This is a genomic window from Streptomyces rugosispiralis (genome assembly GCF_024505145.1).
Taxonomy (GTDB): Bacteria; Actinomycetota; Actinomycetes; order Streptomycetales; family Streptomycetaceae; genus Streptomyces; species Streptomyces rugosispiralis.
This window is the reverse complement of the sequence record NZ_JANIAA010000275.1, coordinates 1-291: the sequence shown is the minus strand read 5'-3', so window position 1 is coordinate 291 and position 291 is coordinate 1. Positions and strand designations below refer to the sequence as shown.

The following is a 291-nucleotide window of genomic DNA, read 5'->3' as shown; positions in this document are numbered from 1 at the left end:
ACCCGCAACGCCACCCGGTCCAACACACCGGAGAGGGTGATCTCGAAGGCCAGGTTGTAGGTGGCGCCACCGTCCTCGAGACGGTCGAGGAACCACAGGCGCTGCTGGGCGTGGGACAGCGGCAGCACCGTGGGACGCTCATAGCGGCGCACACCGTCGCGGGCCACCGCCGCCGAGGAGAGGGCCTCGGCGACCCCCGCGGGCGTGGCGGCCTCGAAGAGCTCGCCGACGGTCAGCTCGGCGCCCAGCTCGGAGCGGATCCGGGACACCAGGCGCGTGGCCAGGAGGGAG

The 291-nt window shown here is 73.2% G+C and carries 1 protein-coding gene; it reads right to left on the bottom strand.

Annotated features, from left to right (window positions below; all coding sequences use genetic code 11):
* Nucleotides 1–291 (bottom strand): phosphopantetheine-binding protein (locus NP777_RS47425; protein WP_256656407.1); only part of this gene is annotated, 291 nt, incomplete at both ends.